Source organism: Arthrobacter sp. NPDC057259 (genome assembly GCF_042668995.1).
GTDB lineage: Bacteria > Actinomycetota > Actinomycetes > Actinomycetales > Micrococcaceae > Arthrobacter.
On sequence record NZ_JBHUYA010000001.1, the window covers coordinates 528880 to 545284 of the forward strand.

Annotated in this window: 18 protein-coding genes; 9 read left to right on the forward strand and 9 right to left on the reverse strand. The window is 66.3% G+C overall.

Annotation, left to right across the window (positions count from 1 at the left end; genetic code table 11):
• Window positions 1-108 precede the first annotated feature (108 nt).
• The 3 genes from coxB to ACFUCU_RS02530 are packed head-to-tail and all read left to right on the forward strand — an operon-like array spanning window position 109 to window position 3116.
• On the forward strand, window positions 109-981 hold the full coding sequence (gene coxB, locus ACFUCU_RS02520) for a cytochrome c oxidase subunit II (protein ID WP_377970454.1): 873 nt from the start codon (window positions 109-111) through the stop codon (window positions 979-981).
• Window positions 982-993: 12 nt separating this feature from the next.
• Window positions 994-2712, forward strand: a complete 1719-nt coding sequence (gene ctaD, locus ACFUCU_RS02525) for a cytochrome c oxidase subunit I (protein ID WP_290257798.1) — start codon at window positions 994-996, stop codon at window positions 2710-2712.
• Window positions 2713-2714: 2 nt separating this feature from the next.
• Window positions 2715-3116, forward strand: coding sequence for a cytochrome c oxidase subunit 4 (locus ACFUCU_RS02530; protein ID WP_290257799.1), 402 nt, complete (start codon window positions 2715-2717; stop codon window positions 3114-3116).
• A gap of 81 nt (window positions 3117-3197) precedes the next feature.
• On the opposite strand, the gene ACFUCU_RS02535 is transcribed toward ACFUCU_RS02530, so the two are convergent.
• Entirely contained in the window at window positions 3198-3482 is a 285-nt protein-coding gene (locus ACFUCU_RS02535; protein WP_377970457.1) for an HPr family phosphocarrier protein, read from the reverse strand.
• Between the two features lie 170 nt (window positions 3483-3652).
• Here ACFUCU_RS02535 and ACFUCU_RS02540 point away from each other — a divergent pair, with 170 nt between their 5' ends.
• Window positions 3653-4420 (forward strand): GntR family transcriptional regulator, encoded by a 768-nt coding sequence (locus ACFUCU_RS02540; protein ID WP_377970794.1) that lies wholly within the window; start codon window positions 3653-3655, stop codon window positions 4418-4420.
• A gap of 100 nt (window positions 4421-4520) precedes the next feature.
• On the opposite strand, the gene ACFUCU_RS02545 is transcribed toward ACFUCU_RS02540, so the two are convergent.
• The 4 genes from ACFUCU_RS02545 to ACFUCU_RS02560 form a co-directional block, all read right to left on the reverse strand.
• Entirely contained in the window at window positions 4521-6200 is a 1680-nt protein-coding gene (locus ACFUCU_RS02545) for a ubiquinol-cytochrome c reductase cytochrome b subunit (protein ID WP_290257801.1), read from the reverse strand.
• On the reverse strand, window positions 6178-7248 hold the full coding sequence (locus ACFUCU_RS02550) for a Rieske 2Fe-2S domain-containing protein (protein WP_377970459.1): 1071 nt from the start codon (window positions 7246-7248) through the stop codon (window positions 6178-6180). Before ACFUCU_RS02550 ends, ACFUCU_RS02545 begins: the two co-directional genes overlap by 23 nt.
• A 96-nt stretch (window positions 7249-7344) precedes the next feature.
• The gene (locus ACFUCU_RS02555; protein WP_290257803.1) at window positions 7345-8133 is read right to left on the reverse strand and encodes a c-type cytochrome; all 789 of its coding nucleotides are present in this window, start codon (window positions 8131-8133) and stop codon (window positions 7345-7347) included.
• Between the two features lie 87 nt (window positions 8134-8220).
• Entirely contained in the window at window positions 8221-8799 is a 579-nt protein-coding gene (locus tag ACFUCU_RS02560) for a heme-copper oxidase subunit III (RefSeq protein ID WP_377970461.1), read from the reverse strand.
• 207 nt (window positions 8800-9006) lie between these two features.
• Between ACFUCU_RS02560 and trpD the strand changes: the two genes are divergently transcribed.
• A complete protein-coding gene (gene trpD, locus ACFUCU_RS02565) occupies window positions 9007-10065 on the forward strand; it encodes an anthranilate phosphoribosyltransferase (protein WP_364135632.1) in 1059 nt (352 codons plus the stop codon).
• Window positions 10066-10135: 70 nt separating this feature from the next.
• Here trpD and ACFUCU_RS02570 read toward each other — a convergent pair whose 3' ends face one another.
• Window positions 10136-10417, reverse strand: a complete 282-nt coding sequence (locus ACFUCU_RS02570; protein WP_290257806.1) for an Lrp/AsnC family transcriptional regulator — start codon at window positions 10415-10417, stop codon at window positions 10136-10138.
• A gap of 98 nt (window positions 10418-10515) precedes the next feature.
• On the reverse strand, window positions 10516-10950 hold the full coding sequence (locus tag ACFUCU_RS02575; protein WP_377970464.1) for a DUF3054 domain-containing protein: 435 nt from the start codon (window positions 10948-10950) through the stop codon (window positions 10516-10518).
• A gap of 156 nt (window positions 10951-11106) precedes the next feature.
• Between ACFUCU_RS02575 and ACFUCU_RS02580 the strand changes: the two genes are divergently transcribed.
• Window positions 11107-11682, forward strand: coding sequence for a cysteine hydrolase family protein (locus ACFUCU_RS02580; protein WP_290257808.1), 576 nt, complete (start codon window positions 11107-11109; stop codon window positions 11680-11682).
• Here ACFUCU_RS02580 and ACFUCU_RS02585 read toward each other — a convergent pair.
• Window positions 11679-12068, reverse strand: a complete 390-nt coding sequence (locus ACFUCU_RS02585; RefSeq protein WP_364135639.1) for a tautomerase family protein — start codon at window positions 12066-12068, stop codon at window positions 11679-11681. The two genes, ACFUCU_RS02580 and ACFUCU_RS02585, sit on opposite strands and share 4 nt — an antisense overlap.
• A 110-nt stretch (window positions 12069-12178) precedes the next feature.
• On the opposite strand from ACFUCU_RS02585, the gene ACFUCU_RS02590 reads away from it, so the two are divergent.
• The 3 genes from ACFUCU_RS02590 to ACFUCU_RS02600 all read left to right on the forward strand — a co-directional run bounded on the left by ACFUCU_RS02590 (window position 12179) and on the right by ACFUCU_RS02600 (window position 14107).
• On the forward strand, window positions 12179-12544 hold the full coding sequence (locus ACFUCU_RS02590) for a metalloregulator ArsR/SmtB family transcription factor (RefSeq protein ID WP_364135642.1): 366 nt from the start codon (window positions 12179-12181) through the stop codon (window positions 12542-12544).
• Window positions 12541-13650, forward strand: coding sequence for a cation diffusion facilitator family transporter (locus ACFUCU_RS02595; RefSeq protein WP_377970466.1), 1110 nt, complete (start codon window positions 12541-12543; stop codon window positions 13648-13650). Before ACFUCU_RS02590 ends, ACFUCU_RS02595 begins: the two co-directional genes overlap by 4 nt.
• A 109-nt stretch (window positions 13651-13759) precedes the next feature.
• The gene (locus ACFUCU_RS02600; RefSeq protein ID WP_377970467.1) at window positions 13760-14107 is read left to right on the forward strand and encodes a peptidase; all 348 of its coding nucleotides are present in this window, start codon (window positions 13760-13762) and stop codon (window positions 14105-14107) included.
• 85 nt (window positions 14108-14192) lie between these two features.
• Here ACFUCU_RS02600 and glgX read toward each other — a convergent pair whose 3' ends face one another.
• Complete coding sequence (gene glgX / locus ACFUCU_RS02605; protein WP_377970469.1) at window positions 14193-16244, reverse strand: glycogen debranching protein GlgX; 2052 nt, start codon at window positions 16242-16244, stop codon at window positions 14193-14195.
• Window positions 16245-16405 lie beyond the last annotated feature (161 nt).

The window sequence follows — 16405 nt, forward strand, 5'->3', positions numbered from 1 at the left end:
GCGAAAACTCCCAGGGAGCGGTAAGCTCTACACCGAGTAGTAAAACTTTTAGTGTGCCCGGATCGTTGTATGCGGCCGGGCGACAGCAACAAGTAGGAAGGGCCGTCTGTGAGTTCGCAGAACCGAACCGGCAGCCGACGCAAACAGATCACTTCGATCACTGGCTTGGCACTAGCCGGCGCGTTGGCTTTGACTGGATGTTCACCAGAGGTACAGAAAGGGTGGCTGCCGACCGAGCGCGGCACCACCAACCACACTGACCGCATCATGGACCTCTGGGTCAACTCATGGATTGCAGCCCTGGTCGTTGGCATCATCACCTGGGGCCTGATGATCTGGTGCATCGTCGCCTACCGGCGCCGCAAGGGCACCGTCGGGTTCCCCCGCCAGAACAGCTTCAACCTCCCGCTCGAGGTCTTCTACCTGACGATCCCGCTCTTCATGGTCCTGGTGTTCTTCTACTTCACCGACAGCGACCAGAAGGCCATCGACGACCGCAGCCAGCCTGCCGACGTCGTCGTCGACGTCCGCGGCAAGCAGTGGGCCTGGGACTTCAACTACAAAAAGGGTGACGTCGTCACCGAGGACCTCCACGAGGCCGGCGTCCAGGCGCACCTGACCGGCAACGACGTCGACAAGGAAAAGCTGCCGACGCTGTACCTGCCCGTCAACAAGTCCGTTGACCTGGAGCTGAACTCCCGCGACGTCATCCACTCCTTCTGGGTTCCCGCCTTCCTGCAGAAGCGCGACATGATCCCCGGCAAGACCAACTACATCCGGTTCACTCCCACCAAAGAGGGAACCTATGACGGCAAGTGTGCCGAACTCTGTGGTGAGTACCACTCCGAAATGCTGTTCCGCGTGAAGGTCGTCTCCGAGTCGGAGTTCGCCGCCCACATGAACCAGCTCCGCCAGGACGGCAACACCGGCCTGCTCGGCGAAGAGTACGACCGCAACCCGGCCCCGACCGAGAACAAGTAAGGGGAGCGCGAAGTGGCAACAACCTACTCTCAGCCCTCCGGGATCCTTGAGGCTCCCGTAGTACCCAAATCCAAGGGGCGCATCGTCGTCAACTGGATCACCTCCACCGACCACAAGACCATCGGGTACATGTACCTGATCGCGTCCTTCGTGTTCTTCTGCTTCGGCGGCGTCATGGCGCTGCTGATCCGCGCCGAACTGTTCGAACCCGGCATGCAGATCCTGCAGACCAAGGAACAGTACAACCAGCTCTTCACCATGCACGGCACGGTGATGCTCCTGATGTTCGCGACCCCGCTGTTCGCCGGCTTCGCCAACGTCATCATGCCCCTGCAGATCGGTGCCCCCGACGTCGCCTTCCCGCGACTGAACGCGCTGGCCTTCTGGTTCTTCCTCTTCGGTTCCACGATCGCCGTCTCCGGTTTCATCACCCCGCAGGGTGCCGCCTCCTTCGGCTGGTTCGCCTACGCGCCGCTGTCCAACACCACCTTCAGCCCCGGCGTCGGCGGTGACCTCTGGGTCTTCGGCCTGGCCCTCTCCGGCTTCGGTACCATCTTGGGTGCGGTCAACTTCATCACCACGATCATCTGCATGCGCGCCCCGGGCATGACCATGTGGCGCATGCCAATCTTCACCTGGAACACGCTGGTCACCGCCATCCTGGTGCTCATGGCCTTCCCGCCGCTGGCCGCGGCCCTCTTCGCCCTCGGCGCTGACCGCCGCTTCGGTGCGCACATCTTCGACCCGGAGAACGGCGGCGCCGTCCTCTGGCAGCACCTGTTCTGGTTCTTCGGCCACCCCGAGGTCTACATCATCGCCCTGCCGTTCTTCGGCATCGTCTCGGAGATCTTCCCGGTCTTCAGCCGCAAGCCGATCTTCGGCTACAAGGGCCTGGTCTACGCCACCATCTCCATTGCCGCGCTGTCCGTCACCGTGTGGGCCCACCACATGTACGTCACCGGCTCGGTCCTGCTGCCGTTCTTCTCCTTCATGACGATGCTGATCGCGGTTCCCACCGGCGTGAAGTTCTTCAACTGGATCGGCACCATGTGGCGGGGTTCCATCACCTTCGAAACCCCCATGCTGTGGAGCATCGGCTTCCTGGCGACCTTCCTCTTCGGCGGCCTGACCGGCATCATCCTGGCCTCCCCGCCGCTGGACTTCCACGTCTCCGATACGTACTTCGTCGTGGCGCACTTCCACTACGTGGTGTTCGGTACCGTCGTGTTCGCCATGTTCGCCGGCTTCTACTTCTGGTGGCCGAAGTGGACGGGCAAGATGCTCAACGAGCGCCTCGGCAAGATCCACTTCTGGATGCTGTTCCTCGGCTTCCACGGCACCTTCCTCATCCAGCACTGGCTCGGCGTCATGGGCATGCCCCGCCGCTACGCCGACTACATGCCCGAAGACGGCTTCACCTGGATGAACCAGTTCTCCACGTACTCCTCCTTCCTGCTGGGCGCCTCGCTAATCCCGTTCTTCTGGAACGTCTACATCACCTGGCGGAGCAACGAGAAGGTCATGGTCGACGATCCGTGGGGCTTCGGTGCCTCGCTGGAATGGGCAACCTCCTGCCCGCCGCCGCGCCACAACTTCACCTCGCTGCCCCGGATCCGGTCCGAGCGTCCCGCCCTGGACCTGCACCACCCGGAGCTCGCCCAGAGCTACACCATCGACTCCCCGGCGCCGGCTGCTGCGACGCTCGGTAACGCCGACCAGAAGGACGCCTAACTGTGAAAATCGAATCTAGAATTTTTGGACTCGGTGTCTTCTTCTTCATCCCGGTCGCCATCGTCTACGGCTTCATGACGAACTGGAGCGAGTGGGTCGGCATCCTGGGCATCCTGCTGGTCGCCGGCCTGGCGGGCATGATCGGCGCCTACCTGGGCTTCACCGGCAAGCGCGTCGGCCTGCGTCCCGAGGACCGCAGCGACGCCGAGATCCACGAGGGTTCCGGCGAGCAGGGCCACTTCAGCCCCTGGAGCTGGTGGCCGCTGGTCCTGGGCCTCGCCTGCGCAGGAGGCTTCCTGGGCATCGCAGTCGGCTTCTGGATCACCTTCATCGCCGGTGGCCTGGCCATCGTGGCGCTGATCGGCTGGGTCTACGAGTACAGCCGCGGAGACCACGCCCACTAGGCGCCGCACGGGCCTTCGCCCGGCACCGCTAACGACGACGGGGACCCCACCATCCGGTGGGGTCCCCGTCGTTTTTGTTTGTTACTGCTTCGCCAGCAGGGTGCCAAGGTCACTGAGAGCGGCCTCCGCGTCCTCGGCGCTGCGGCCTTCCGGAATCCTGGCGGCGTCGACGGACAGCTCCACCTCGCAGCCGCGTTCGAAGTCCTCCGTCATGACTTCGAGCAGGGACCGGGCGTCCACGCCGCGCTGGCCGGGCCGGGCGATCGTGACGGGCAGCCCGGTGGCGGTGACGGCGCGGACAAACTCTGCGGCCGGCCGGGCGTGGAGTCCGATCTCGGCGTGGATGACGGCCTTGTGTACGGGCAAGGGAGGCTCCTGATGGGGTCAAGCGAAAGATGCAGCCTCAAGCCTAGCCGGGGGAGCGGACACCCGAGAAACCGCGCGCCCGGATTGGTCTAGACCTGTGGCGTTGGTGCCCTACGCTTGATCCATGACAGCTTGCATGAGGCCCGGCCGTGGGAAGTAGCGCCGCCCGGATGGCCGGCGAGATCGACCGGTCCAGCGGGGTTCCCATCTACGTCCAGCTGCGCGAGATCCTACGCGCCCACATCTCCACGTCCTGCCCGCCGGGCTCGGCCCTGCCGTCGGAGCGTGAGCTCTCAGAGCGGTTCGGGCTGGCGCGCATGACCGTCCGCCAGGCCATCGACGCCCTCGTCGGTGAGGAGGTCATTGAGCGGGTCGTGGGGCTGGGAACCTTCGTCCGGAAACCCAAGCTGGACCTCCAGGTGAAGCTGACCTCCTACAGCGAGGAAATGCAGCGCCGCGGCATGGTCCCGGCGGCCAAGGTCCTCAGCTTCGAACAGATCGGCGCCAGCGCGTTCCTGGCCCGCGAACTCCAGCTGGAGGAGGGAACGCCCGTGGTCCGCTTCCGGCGGCTCCTGCTGGCGGACAACGAACCCATGAGCGTGGACGAGAATTTCATTCCCGCACACCGGGTGCCGGGCCTGCTCGACGGTGAGCCGCCGACGTCGCTCTATAACGTCCTCAGCGAACGCTACGGCCTGGTGATGGAGTGGGGCGAGGACATGATCGAGGCCACCGCCGCCTCGCCGTCGACCGCCCGCCTGCTCAACGTCGAGGTAGGTTCGCCGCTGCTGAAGATCCAGCGGCACGCCTTCGTGGCCCGCGCCATGGTGGACTACTCCGTCTCCTACTACCGGGCCGACCGGTACAAGCTCTGGGTCCCGTTGCAGCGGCCCGGCGTGCGTCCCACCAGGAACTATGTCAGCGGCTACCGGCCCTAGGCGCCACGGGGACCAGGCCGTAGCACTGGACGCCCCCCGCAGACACAGAAGAGGCCCGGTCCATCAGGACCGGGCCTCTTCTGTGTCTTACGAGGGGAGACTAGTGGCTGAGCGTCTTCTGCTCGGCGTTCGCCTCGACCGCCTCGTGGGCGCCGTGGTGGCTGTGGGCCGCCGCGAGCTCCGTGGGCGTGACCGGGGCAACCCGGTCCTCGAAGAACCAGCGGGAGAGCTTGGCGCGGCGGTTTTCCTTGCGGTCCACCACACCCTTCTCGTTCGGCTGGGCCGGGAGCGGCTTCGGGGACTCGAAGCCGACCAGCTTGTAGCGCTTGTACTCGTCCAGGGGGGCGTGGACCTCGATGAACTCACCGTGCGGCAGGCGCACGATGCGGCCGGTCTCACGGCCGTGCAGGGCGATCTCACGGTCCTTGCGCTGCAGCGCCAGGGCGACGCGCTTGGTCACGATGAACGCGATGACCGGGCCGATGAAGAACAGTGCGCGCAGCCAGTAGGTGACGTCGTTCAGGGCCACGTGGAAGTGCGTGGCGATTAGGTCGGAACCAGCGGCTGCCCACATCACGCAGTACCAGACGAAGCCGGCCATGCCGATGGCGGTACGGGTCGGGGCGTTGCGCGGACGATCCAGGACGTGGTGCTCGCGGTCATCCTTGGTGATCCAGCGTTCGATCCACGGGTAGGTGAACATCACGGTGAAGAGGATTCCCGCCGGGACCAGGGCCGGCAGCAGGACGTTGAAGGTGAAGACGTGGCCGAAGAAGATCTGCTCCACGTGCCAGTTGCCGAACGTGCCGGGCATCAGGCGGAGGGCGCCGTCGACGAATCCGATGTACCAGTCAGGCTGGGTGCCTGCGGAGACGGGGGAGGGGTCGTAGGGACCGTAGTTCCAGATCGGGTTGATGGTGAAGAAACCGGCCATGAGGGCGATGACACCGAACACGATGAAGAAGAAGCCGCCGGCCTTGGCCGCGTAGACCGGGCCGAGGGGGTAGCCGACGACGTTGCCGTCGTTGCGTCCCGGGCCGGGGTACTGGGTGTGCTTGTGCACGACGACCATGAACAGGTGCGCGGCGATCATCAGGAGGATCAGGGCCGGAACCAGCAGGATGTGCAGCACATACAGGCGGCCGATGATGGCCGTGCCCGGGAACTCGCCGCCGAAGAGGAAGAACGAGATGTAGGTGCCGATCACGGGGATGGACTTGATCACGCCGTCGATGATGCGCAGGCCGTTACCGGAGAGCAGGTCATCGGGGAGGGAGTAACCGGTGAAGCCGGCGGCCATGGCCAGGATCAGCAGGACGGAGCCGATCACCCAGTTCATCTCGCGGGGCTTGCGGAAGGCGCCGGTGAAGAATACGCGGAGCATGTGCACGGCCACGGAGGCCACGAACAGCAGCGCCGACCAGTGGTGCACCTGGCGCATGAACAGGCCGCCGCGGACATCGAAGGAGATGTTCAGCGAGGAGTTGTACGCCACGGACATCTCGACGTTCTTCAGCGGCATGTAGGAACCCTGGTAGTGGGTCTCAGCCATCGACGGATCGAAGAAGAAGGTCAGGAAGGTGCCGGAGAGCAGCAGGATAACGAAGGAGTACAGCGCCACCTCGCCGAACATGAAGGACCAGTGGTCGGGGAAGACCTTCCGGCCGAATTCACGGAGGATGCCCGATCCGCCGACGCGCTGGTCGACGAAGTCGGTGATGCGACCGCCCTTGGTCTTGGCGACAAAGGTGGGGGTGTCAGCTGTTGACGTTGCGCTCATGCTCATCACGCTCCCAGTAGCTAGGTCCAACAGGTTCTTTGAAGTCGCTCGTGGCGTAGAGGTAACCCTCATCGTCAACGGCGATGGGCAGCTGCGGGAGGGGCCGGCTGGCGGGGCCGAAGATGACCTTGCATTCCTGGGTCAGGTCGAAGGTCGACTGGTGGCACGGGCACAGCAGGTGGTGCGTCTGCTGCTCGTAGAGAGCGACAGGGCAACCGACGTGGGTGCAGATCTTGGAGTAGGCAACGATGCCGTTGTAGCCCCAGTCCTCGCGCCCCGCGGAGGGGTTGAGGGATTCCGGGTTCAGGCGCATGAGCAGGACGACCGACTTGGCCTTCTCGTTCAGCTTGCCCGACTCCAGCTCGTTCAGGCCTTCCGGGATGACGTGGAAGGCGGAGCCGATGGTGACGTCCGAGGCCTTGATGGGGGTGCCATCGGGGTCGCGGGTGAGGCGCTTGGTCTTGCCGTTGACCGGTGCCCACATGGTGTGGGCCAGCTTGTCGTCCGGACGGGGACCGAGGTCGCCGAAGACGGCCAGGGCCGGCAGCGGGGCGAGGGCGACGGCGCCGAGCAGGGTGTTGCGGATCAGCGGGCGGCGCTTGATGCCGGTTTCCTCGACGATGTCGTCGACGATCCGGACGGCGGCCTGGCGGTCCTCTTCGGTGCGGATGGCGTGACGCTCTTCCGACACTTCGTGGTCCGGCATGAGGGCCTTCGCCCAGTGCACGATGCCCGTGCCGATGCCCAGCATCGCGAACGCGGTGCCGATGCCCAGCAGGGTGTTCTGCAGCCGGATGGTGGCGATCGAGGAGTCGTTTCCAAGATCGATGGCGAAGTACGCCACCAGGAATATCAGGGTACCAACGACGGATACGCCGAACAGGAGGGCCACCTGCCGTTCCGCTCGCTTTGCGGCCTTCGGGTCCGTGTCAGCCAGGCGCAAACGGTGCGGGGGAATTCCAGGATCCTGGAACTTCTCCACCTCGCTCTGACCAGCCGTAGCTACGGTGCCCGAGTGGTTCGGACTGCCGTCACTATGGTTGCCCATAATTCGCCTCATCCTTCTCTCGTCCCGGCTCTCGCCGGGTTAGTTTTCAATTCAACCTGCCGGCGGGCCGGCAGAAATTCTTACGGGGTGCGGAGCCTAGGAGGTCCGCGAGGTCAGCCAGATGGTGAAGGCGATGATGACGCCCAGGCCGGCGATCCAGACAAACAGGCCTTCGGAGACCGGGCCGAGGGCGCCGAGGTCGTTGCCGCCCGGGGAGCCGTTGGATTCGATCTGCTTGAGGAAGGTGATGATGTCGCGCTTGCCCTCGGGGGAGACGTTGGCGTCGGAGAAGACCGGCATGTTCTGCGGGCCGGTGACCATGGCCTCGTAGATGTGCTTGCCGGACACGTCGGCCAGGGCCGGGGCGAACTTGCCCTTGGTCAGCGCGCCACCGGCAGCGGCGGCGTTGTGGCACATGGCGCAGTTGGTGCGGAACAGCTCGCCACCCTTGGCGGCGTCGCCCTTCTCGTCGAGGACTCCGGCTTCCGGGATGGAGGGGCCGGGGCCCAGGGAGGCTACATAGGCAGCCAGCTGGTGGGTCTGCTCCTCGTTGAACTGGGCGGGCTTCTTGTAAGCCTGCGGACCGTTCATCTGCATGGGCATACGGCCGGTTCCCACTTGGAAGTCAACCGCGGCGGCGCCGACGCCGACGAGCGACGGGCCCGCCTGCGATCCGCTGGCACCCATGCCATGGCAGGTGGCGCAGTTGGCGGCGAACAGCTTGCCGCCCTCCTCCGCGTCGCTTGCGCTGAAGCTCGTGGTGTCGGCCTTGGCCTGGTTGACGGTGGTGGCGACGGCGTACAGCCCACCAGTGATGAGGAGGCCCATCAGCAACAGTGCAACTGCTGCCAGTGGGTGACGTCGCTTCTGCGAGAGTGCCTTCACGTGGTGGTTCCTTTTTTCGATGCTGCGTTGGCTCCGGGAGCCGCTTCTTGAAATTCTATCTCTTGTAGAAAGAGAGACAAGGGGTGGCTACTTGAGGACGTAGATGACCAGGAAGAGGCCGATCCACACGACGTCGACGAAGTGCCAGTAGTACGAGGTGACGATCGCGGACGTTGCCTCGAAGTGTCCGAACTTCTTGGCCGCGAAGGAGCGTCCCATGATGAGCAGGAACGCGATGAGGCCGCCGATGACGTGGAGGCCGTGGAAGCCGGTGGTCATGTAGAACGCCGAGCCGTAAGCGTTGGAGGAGAGCGAGACGTGCTCGGAGACGAGCATGGCGTACTCGGTCGACTGGCCGGCCACGAAGAACGCACCCATGATGAATGTGAGCGTGAACCACTCATTCATTCCCCAGCGGGAGAAGCTCAGCGGACCGCCAAGGCGGCGCGGCTGAAGCCGTTCCGCGGCGAAGACGCCCATCTGGCAAGTGAAGGAACTGGCCACGAGGACGATCGTGTTAACGAGCGCAAAGGGGAAGTTGAGCTTGGCTGTCTCTTCAGCCCACATCTGTCCGGACGTCGAACGGAGTGTGAAGTACATGGCAAAGAGACCGGCGAAGAACATCAACTCACTGGAGAGCCAGACAACGGTTCCAACGGAAACCATGTTCGGGCGGTTCAGCGTGGGGTGCGCCGGGGTACTGGGGGCATGGGTCGCAGATGTCACATAGACATTATGTCTGTAAAAGTCCTGTGTGCCCAACGCGAACCGCCTTTTGAGGGCACTTTTTCTACAAAGACGCGAAATCGCGGGGAAAAGTTCCGCGGGCCTTCGCATTGGGCATTGCGGCTCCAGGCTCGATAGCATCGGACCGTGACTTCCCAGGCATCTACACCGGCTGCAAGCAGGACCTGGCCGCGCCTTATCGGCGCCCTGATCAAGGGTGAGGACCTCACCGCCGGCGACACCGCCTGGGCCATGGCCTCGATCATGTCCGGTGAGGCCTCGCCGGCACAGGTGGCCGGGTTCCTTGTATCGCTGCGCGCCAAGGGCGAGACGGTGGCCGAACTCACAGGCCTGGTCGAGTCGATGATCAACTCCGCCAACCCGCTGGAGATCGCCGGGGAGAAGCTGGACATCGTCGGCACCGGCGGGGACCAGCTGAACACCGTGAACATCTCCACCATGGCCGCGCTCATCTCCGCCGGCGCCGGCGCCAAAGTGGTCAAGCACGGCGGTCGGGCGGCGTCGTCGGCGTCCGGCTCCGCCGACGTTCTCGAGGCGCTCGGCGTCCGGTTGGACCTGCCGATCCCGCGGGTGGCCCGCAACGCCGAAGAAGCGGGCATCACCTTCTGCTTCGCCCAGGTCTTCCACCCCTCCATGCGGCATGCCGCCGTCGCCCGGCGCGACCTTGGTGTTCCGACGGCCTTCAACTTCCTGGGGCCAATGACCAACCCGGCGCACGTCCAGGCATCCGCGGTGGGTGTGGCCAACGAGCGGATGGCGCCGCTGGTGGCCGGGGTGCTGGCCCGGCGCGGCAGCCGCGGCCTGGTGTTCCGCGGCGACGACGGCCTCGATGAACTGACCACCACCGGCCCCTCCCGCATCTGGGAGATCCGGAACGGCGACGTCGCCGAGCAGACCTTCGACCCGCGCGAGCTGGGCATCCGTCAGGCGACGGTGGCGGAACTGCGCGGAGGCGACGCCGCGGCGAACGCCGCCGTCGTTCGGTCCGTGCTGGCCGGAGATCCCGGGCCGGCGCTGGACGCGGCCCTGCTTAATGCCGCGGCGGGCCTGGTGGCCTTCGACCTGGATGCCGCCGGGCCGCTGACCGAGCGGATGGCCGCGGCGATGAAGCGGGCCGAGGAAGCTGTGCACTCGGGTGCCGCCGCCGCCGTCCTGGACCGCTGGGTGGCGCTGTCCCGCGACTAAACAGTCGCCGGCCGCGCGTGGCTGTGAGCGCTCGGGTGTCTACTGCCTGAGCCTTTGTTGCGCGAGGCGCTTACTGCTCGAAGCCGAGGGCGAAGGCCGCGTCGAGGTCGTGCTGGGAGTAGGCGCGGAAGGCGATGTGCGTGGTGGTGTGCACCACAGCTGGAACTTTGGAGAGCTTGTCCGCGATGACATCCGCCAGATCCTCGTGCTTGGCCACCCGGGCGATGGCGATCAGATCCCACTCGCCGGTGACGGAGTAGACCTCGCTGATGCCCGGGATCGACGAAATTTTCTCGGCCGTCTCCGGGATGGCGGAAGCGTCAGTCTTGATCAGGACGAAAGCGGTGATCACGTGGGGACCTTTCGGAGCGGGTGCATCATTGCCGGGGTGCCGCAGCAGGGCCGAAGCCGCCGGTGCGTGCAGGCCCGGATGGTTGCAAGCCTAGTCCATCAGCTCCCGCTGCGGCGGGAGCGCAGCCGCCTCACGCCCGCGGCCAGGAGGCGCCAGCCGAGCAGGAAAACGGCGACGGCAATCAGGGCGACACTCACGAACGGAAGTACCACTACCTGGCCGGTGAGGGCCCGAAGCAGCATGCCCGCCGCCACCGTGGCGAGCCAGATGACGACGCCGGTCGGCCACACCGCCAGCGGACGGCGCCAGAGACGGAAGACCAGCCAGCCAGCCGCGGCTCCGGCCAGGAACGGCCACGCGGTGGCCAGCACGCCGGTGACGATTTCGCCGCGCTGGTGGGCGTCGCGCCCGATGGCGGCGAAGAGCAGGATCAGGAGCGCGTCCGCGGCAGCCGCCAGGATCGCGGTGCGCGGCGCGGGGCGGCGCCCGTCTAGGGGCTGGTTCTGGTGCGGTGCTGGGGCGCTAAGGGGCATGCCCCAAGTTTAACCGGGATCGGCAGGACCGGATTCCTGTGCCCGGAAGCTCGACCGATCCCCGGCCGGTTCCCCGGACCGTGGATTTCGTCGCCCCGCGCGGCTAGCATGCGCGCGACTCATTACACCGGCAGAAACAGCACGAAGGGGTGCGCAATGACAACACTCGCCGATCGGCCGACAACGGGCCTGGTAGTGATCGACGTCCAGAATGGCGTCGTCGAGGGAGCCTACGAGCGGGACCGGGTGGTCCGGAACATCGGTGGGCTGGTCGAGAGGGCCCGCGAGGCGGGGGTTCCGGTGGTCTGGGTGCAGCACTCTTCCGAGCACCTGGCACGCGGCAGCGAAGAGTGGGGAATCGTCCCCGAGCTCTCCCCGCACGACTCCGAGCCGGTGGTCCACAAGAAGTACGCCGACTCGTTCGAGGACACCGACCTGGAGGAGGTCCTCGCGTCGGCCGGGATCGGCAGGCTGGTGGTGTCCGGCGCCCAGACGGACGAATGCATCCGGTCCACCATCCACGGCGCGTTCGTCCGCGGCTACGACGTGACGCTGGTGGGTGACGCGCACACCACCGAGGACCAGTCCGAGTGGGGTGCCCCCAGCCCGGACCTGGTCATTGCGCACACCAATCTCTACTGGCAGTTCCACACCGCCCCGGGCCGCACCGCGGCGGTGCAGGACGCCGCCGCGGTGGACTTTGCCGGGGACAGTACGGGGGAGGAAGCCTAAAGCTCCCCGGTGAGGAACTGGGCGGTGCCGTTGCCGAAGGACCAGTCGGCGGCGTCGTTCTCGGTGATGGTGACGATCAGGTCCTGAGGGCTGATGCCGCACTTCGCCTCGAGTCCCGTGGCCAGGAGCCGGTAGAGCTTCTGCTTCGCGTCTTCCGCCCGGCGCCGGCTGGTGAAGCGCAGGACGACGAGGTCGTTGCTGCGGGTCATCCCCAGCCCGGTGTCCAGGGCGACCATCTCGTGCGGCTTGTGCTGGGTCAGGATCTGGTATCGGTCGGTGGGCGGCACCTCGAAGGCGTCCACCATGGACTCGTGAACCGTGTCCAGCAACGCCTGCAGCTGGTCCTCGGTGCGTCCTTCGACGACGTCGATGTTGATCAGTGGCATGGTGCCTCCCGGGTCGGTGCAGTGCGGGACTGCGTTGAATGCTGTCACTCATGGGCAAGTCACCGGACCGGGCCAAAATTCCGCCAATACCTCTGTGTCATAATATTCGCATGAATGCAGATAAGCCGTGCGGCCTGGACGTCGACGGCGAGTACGTCGAGTTGGCCGTCGAGGTCTTCGCGATGTTGGCGGACGCCACCCGGGTCCGGATCATCCTGGCGTTGCGCGAGGGCGAGCTGTCCGTCAACGAGCTGGCCGAGACCGTGGGGAAGCCCCAGTCCGCGGTCTCCCAGCATCTCGCCAAACTCCGCATGGCGCGGATCGTCTCCACCCGGCACGAGGGCACGCGGGTGTACTACCGGCTCGAGAACGAACACGCCCGCCAGCTCGTGGCGGATGCGATCTACCAGGCCGAACACACCTTGGGCGGCACCCCCCGGCACCACCACGCAGACCAAGAGAGCGGAACGGCATGAAAGACATCACCGACGGCAGCGTGCCGCAGGCCGCCGCCCACCAGCACGACCACGACGACGCGAACGACCACAGTCACGACCACGACCACGACCATGCGCACAGTCACGACCACGACCACTCGGATGCCCATGGGCACGATCACTCGCATGGCCACGACCACTCGCACGACCATGGCCACGAACACCCGGGTGGACTTCGTGGGTTCCTGCACGGATTGTTCGTCCCGCACAGCCACGACGCCGCGGACTCCGTCGATGAGGCCATGGAATCCTCGGCCAAGGGCATCCGGGCGCTGAAGATTTCGCTGGTGGTCCTGGCCGTTACGTCGCTCCTGCAGCTGGTGGTCTTCCTCTTCAGCGGCTCGGTGGCGCTTCTGGCAGACACCATCCACAACTTTTCGGACGCCCTGACTGCGGTGCCGCTCTGGATCGCCTTCATCCTCAGCCGCCGCGCCGCCACCAGGACCTACAACTTCGGCTACGGCCGGGCCGAGGACCTCGCCGGCCTGTTCATCGTTGCCATGGTGGCGCTGTCCGCCGTCGTCGCCGCCGTCGAATCGGTCATCCGCATCTTCCAGCCCGAGCCCCTCACCAACCTCGGCTGGGTGCTGGCGGCCGGTCTCATCGGCTTCGCCGGCAACGAGATCGTAGCCGTCTATCGCATCCGGGTCGGCAAGGAAATCGGCTCCGCGGCCCTCGTGGCGGACGGCGTGCATGCCCGCACCGACGGGTTCACCTCCCTGGCCGTGGTGGCAGGCGTCATCGGCGTCTGGCTCGGCTTCCCGCTGGCGGACCCGCTGATCGGCATCCTGATCTCGATCACCATCTTTGTGCTGCTCTGGGGAACGGTGCGGGATATCGGTCGGCGCCTGCTCGACGGCGTCGACCCCGCCCTGGTGGACCGGACCGAGGCGGCCATCGAACCCGTGGCACCCGGATCCACCGTCCGGCTCCGCTGGTCCGGGCACCGGCTCCACGTCGAGGTCACCACCCCGGCGCACGCCCACTGGACCATGGCCGAGCTGTCGGAAGCCACCCGGTCCATTGAGCAGGCGGTGCGGGGCGGAGTCCGCAACGTCGGAACGGTCGTCGTCGTTGCCGGCTAGGCAACGGACCGGCCGGGTATCAGTGCATCCGGAGGAGGGGAGCCCCGCGAGAACCGGGGCGGCCATCCCCGGCCATGGACGCTTTTTCGTCACAGACGCCGCGCTGGAGATGATCGGCGTGTTCGGTGGCACCCTGCACTGCTACCTGGCCGACGGCGGATGCCGGAAGCAGGGCCTCTATTTTTCCAGGACCCTGCAGCGGAAACCGCTGCGGTGCCAGCTGGAACCGGCGGGGGAGGACGCCGTGGAGCTAAGCGTCAGCGCGGACCTTGCTCCCAGGCTGGACGGGGCGGTACTCGACTTCGGGCTCTACAACAAGATGCAGCGGTTCGTCTGGACGTCGCTGCCGGGGACCAAGGGGCCGCAGTGCACCTGCCTGCGCTCCACCGGGGCGCCCGCCGGTAAGCGTTCGCCGTGTCTCGACGATCAGGGCACGGGCCTGACCGATCTCCGCTAAGAGCCAGGACGCAGGCCACAGCGGCCTGGGCATGACTGTGGGGCGGGACCGAATGGTCCCGCCCCACAGTCACTTCAGGGTGTGATCAGGCCCGCGAACGAAGGACCGTGACCGAGCGGTCACGCACGATCAGGGTCTCGACCGGGGCCTGAACCTGCTGCTCCGGGTCGGTGGAGAGCGCCAGCTCCCATTCCTGTCCGGGTGCCGACGGGATGGTGAACTCCACCCCGTTTTCGGCCGCATTGAAGAGCACCGCGAACGCGTCGGCGCCCTCGTGCTCGAGCACGAAGGCGATGGCGCGGTGGTCCTCGGTCCAGTCCTCGTCGCCGAAGCCCTCGGCGTCGGCCCGCAGCACCCGGACGGTGTCCGCGCTGCCGGCCTCGGGGGCGTGGCGGTACCAGGTGGGGCGCAGCGCCGGGTTCTCACGCCGCAGCGTGATCAGCTGGGTGGTGAACTCCAGCAGGTCGCCGTCCACCTTGTTCCAGTCGAACCAGGAAATCTCGTCATCCTGGCAGTAGGCGTTGTTGTTGCCGCCCTGGCTGCGCCCCATTTCGTCGCCGCCGAGGACCATCGGGACGCCGGCGGAGAGCAGCAGGGTGGAGAGGAAGTTACGGCGCTGGCGGTCCCGAAGCTCGTTGACCGCCGGATCGTCGGTCTGTCCCTCCACGCCGTGGTTGGCCGAGCGGTTGTCGCTCTCGCCGTCGTTGTTGTCCTCGCCGTTGGCCTCGTTGTGCTTCTCGTCGTAGGCGGTCAGGTCGGCCAGGGTGAACCCGTCGTGCGCGGTGATGAAGTTGACGCTGGAGACCGGGGCGCGGCGGCTGCCCTCGTAGACGTCCGGGCTGCCGAGGAAGCGCTGGGCGAAGTCGCCCAGGATGTTCTCGCCGCCGTGCCAGAAGTCACGGGCGTCGTCGCGGTATTTGCCGTTCCATTCGGACCAGTCGGCCGGGAAGCCGCCCACCTGGTAGCCGGCGGTGTCCCACGGCTCGGCGATCATCTTCACCGGGGCGAGGACCGGATCCTGCTCGATCAGGGTGAGGAAGGCGCTGTGTAGTTCGGCGCTGCCGTCCTGGCGGGTCAGCGTGGTGGCCAGGTCGAAGCGGAAGCCGTCGACGTGCATCTCCGTTACCCAGTAGCGGAGCGAGTCCATGATCAGGCCCAGGGCGGCGGGGTGGCCGACGTTGAGGCTGTTGCCCGTGCCGGTGGTGTCGAAGTAAGCCGACTCCTCGCCCTCGACGAGGCGGTAGTAGGCCGCGTTGTCGATGCCTTTGAAGGACAGGGTGGGGCCCATGTGGTTGCCCTCGGCCGTGTGGTTGTAGACGACGTCGAGGATGACCTCGAGGCCGGCCGCGTGGAGCGCCTTGACCATGGCCTTGAACTCGGCGACCTGGCCGCCGCCGTCGCCCGCGGAGCTGTAGTCGCCGTGCGGGGCGAAGAAGCCGATGCTGTTGTAGCCCCAGTAGTTCCGGAGGCCCTTCTCCTCGAGGTGGCTGTCTTGGACGAACTGGTGGACGGGGAGCAGTTCGACGGCGGTCACGCCCAGGTCCGTCAGGTGCTTGATGGCCGCCGGGTGCGCCAGGCCGGCGTAGGTGCCGCGGATGTCCTCGGGGACGTCCGGGTGCTGCTGGGTGAAGCCCTTGACATGGACCTCGTAGACCACAGTCTCGGCGAGGGGAGTGCGGGGGGCGATGTCGGGGGAGCCCGCGTCCCAGTCGAAGGACGGGTCGGTCACGACGCAGCGCGGCGTCGAATCGGCGGAATCGGACTCGTCGAAGACGGTCGGATCGTTCAGGTCGTGCGAGAAGACGGCCTGGCCCCAGTCGTAGCCGCCCTCGACGGCGGTGGCGTGCGGGTCCAGCAGCAGCTTGTTCACGTTGTGCCGCAGGCCGGCGTCCGGGTTCCAGGCCCCGTCGACGCGGATCCCGTAGCGGGTGCCCACCTCGACGCCGGGGACCACGGCGTGGAAGACGTGGCCGGTGCGTTCGGCGAGCGCGGTTCGGGTCTCGTTGCCGTCTCCGTCGAAGACGCAGAAGTCGACGGCGTCGGCAGTCTGCGAGTAGATCGCCACGTTGGCGCCGTCTTCACGCAGCGTGACGCCCAGGGGATAGGGGAGGGAACGCGTGGCGGATGCCGAAGTCATGCGATGCTCGTTTCTCTACGGAAGTGTTAGCCCTCAGTATAGTAAGCATGCTGACGAAAGCTTGAACCGCGACGGCGGGATGTCGACGGAATCATGTCACAGTTCGGTTGGGGATCGCTCCGGACTCCGCCGGGGCGGGTCCATGCCGGGCGTTGATGCCT